Raw genomic sequence first — 2,294 nt, forward strand, 5'->3', positions numbered from 1 at the left:
GGTCACGATGGTGGGTTCGGTGGTGGGTTCGGTGGTGGTCATGGTCGACTCCTTGCTTTCGGGCTTCGCATCTTAATGTATGACACAGCATATATGCTGTGTCATACATATTCAACGCTGACTTTGATACGCGCCCGGCTCGTCATTCGGCGCCCTGCCGACCGGGGCGGAACTCAGTTCGGTGAGCTGCGGCGACTGCGCGCGGCGTACTTCGGCAAGATCATGCGTTCAGGATCGACAGATGAGCCGCCTAGCGGATCCGATGGCGCGAAGCCCACGGGTCGGTTGGTCGGTGGCGTCCGTGGCGCCGACCTGAGGCTGATCGATCGCGTGGCCGCGGAGGCGGGAGTCTCCCGCCCCGACGCGCCGGCCAACAACGACGTGGGAGCTCGAGAGCCGAATTAGCCAGCTGCTAGCTCAGGCCAAGGCCCGCGCGGGCGCCCGGGTCGCAATCGTCGAGCAGGTCCAGACACCGCGCCTGCTCGTCGGTCTCGCCGATGGCATCGGCCGCCCGTGCCAGCGACGCCACACAGCGCAGGAAACCGCGATTCGGCTCGTGCGAATACGGCACCGGGCCGAAGCCTTTCCAGCCGTTGCGGCGCAATTGGTCCAGTCCGCGGTGATACCCCGTCCGCGCGTAGGCGTAGGCGGTGATCGCCTTGTCGTCGGCGAGGGCGTCTTCGGCCAACGCCGCCCAGGCGACCGAGGCCGACGGGTGGGTTGCGGCGACGGCAGCCGGGTTGTCACCGGCGTCCAATCGGGCCTCGGCATCCGGGTCACCGGGCAACAAGATCGGTTCGGGTCCCAGCAGATCATGCATCGGCGTCATGCCGCCATTGTGCCGTGCGACCGCGACGCCGCCACGCCGGACCTCGTGTCGGGTCGCTAAGCTCCAATAGGTATTTCGACACCGAAGAGGACAGCTGCGCCTATGCCCAATCCATCAGGGCCCGACCGCGACAACACGTCGGAGTCCGGCGACCGCGGCACCGCGGGCGACCCGCTGGAATCCGAGGTAGACACCGCGGTCGAACCGGCGGCCGGTGCCGACGAAAAAACGACCGGGGGCTACCGCGCGGCCGATCCGGCGACCGAGGTGATCGGCCCGGCCGGCCAGGAACAACAGCCGCCGATGCCCCAGCTTCAGCCCGGTGAACGTCGCTTCACCGCGCCGGGATTCGACGCCAAGGAAACCGCGATCATCAACGCGGCCAACGACCCCGCCACCGAGGCCTTCGAGCCCGGCCGCCCGCCGGGCGGCGGCCAATCAGGCGCCAGAATCGCTACGCCACAACTGATTCCGCCTCGGCTGGGAGCCAAGCTGCGCCCATCTGGTCAACGCAGCTGGGGCTGGGTGCTGGCGTTGATCCTGATCATCCTGGCGCTGGCAGCAGTCGCGGTGCTGGGCACCGTGCTGCTGACCCGCAATGACAGAAAAGCGAAGGCGTCGCAGGAAGATCAGGTACGCAACACCATTCAGAGCTTTGACGCCGCGATGCAGACCGGCGACCTGACCACGCTGCGTAGCATCACCTGCGGCAGCATGCGCGACGACTACGTCAACTACGACCAGCGCGAGTGGAGCGACACCTACCGTCGCATCGCAGCGGCGAAGCAGTATCCCGTCGTCGCCAACATCGACCAGGTCGTGGTGGACGGAAACCACGCGGAGGCCAACGTCACCGCGTTCATGGCCTACGCGCCGCAGACCCGTTCGACTCGCAGCTTTGACCTGCAGTACCGCGACGATCAGTGGAAGATCTGCGAATCTAGTACCGGCTGAGACTAATTGGGCCGGCAGCGCGCCAGCCTCTGTGTCACCACGTGCCTCATCAGCACCGTCAGGTGGGACCCATCCTTTTCTGGAATCGTCAGCATATGCGCTATCAGCGGGTGGTGATATCGCATGTGGTGCGAAATTAAAAAAACTCGTCCCCCTAGCCAGCGACGCTAGTGGCGGGTGAGGTTCACCGCGAAGGTGCAGTCTTACCCGGAGACAGACTTGCCGTTGCAGTGCAGGTCGTTGCAGGCCTCGATAACGCGCTCGGTCATCGACGCTTCGGCCTTCTTCAGGTAGCTGCGCGGGTCGTAGACCTTCTTGTTGCCCACCTCGCCGTCGACCTTCAGCACGCCGTCGTAGTTGGTGAACATGTGCGCGGCCAACGGCCGGGTGAACGCGTACTGGGTGTCGGTGTCGACGTTCATCTTCACGACGCCGTAGCGCAGCGCCTCTTCGATTTCGGACTTCAACGAACCTGAGCCGCCGTGGAAGACGAAGTCGAACGGCTTGGACC

3 protein-coding genes are annotated in these 2,294 nt (G+C 65.1%); 1 reads left to right on the forward strand and 2 read right to left on the reverse strand.

Features of this window, described 5'->3' with window-relative positions; all coding sequences use genetic code 11:
• Positions 1-412: 412 nt before the first annotated feature.
• On the reverse strand, positions 413-829 hold the full coding sequence (locus WAN02_RS04195) for a DUF3151 domain-containing protein (RefSeq protein ID WP_422262919.1): 417 nt from the start codon (positions 827-829) through the stop codon (positions 413-415).
• Positions 830-931: 102 nt separating this feature from the next.
• On the opposite strand from WAN02_RS04195, the gene WAN02_RS04200 reads away from it, so the two are divergent.
• Positions 932-1,783: a hypothetical protein gene (locus WAN02_RS04200; protein WP_422262920.1), complete on the forward strand. Its 852-nt coding sequence runs from the start codon at positions 932-934 to the stop codon at positions 1,781-1,783.
• 203 nt (positions 1,784-1,986) lie between these two features.
• On the opposite strand, the gene WAN02_RS04205 is transcribed toward WAN02_RS04200, so the two are convergent.
• A partial coding sequence (locus WAN02_RS04205; protein WP_422262921.1) for a class II fructose-bisphosphate aldolase occupies positions 1,987-2,294 on the reverse strand: 308 nt, incomplete at its 5' end.

Source organism: Mycobacterium sp. (genome assembly GCF_049281135.1).
GTDB lineage: Bacteria > Actinomycetota > Actinomycetes > Mycobacteriales > Mycobacteriaceae > Mycobacterium.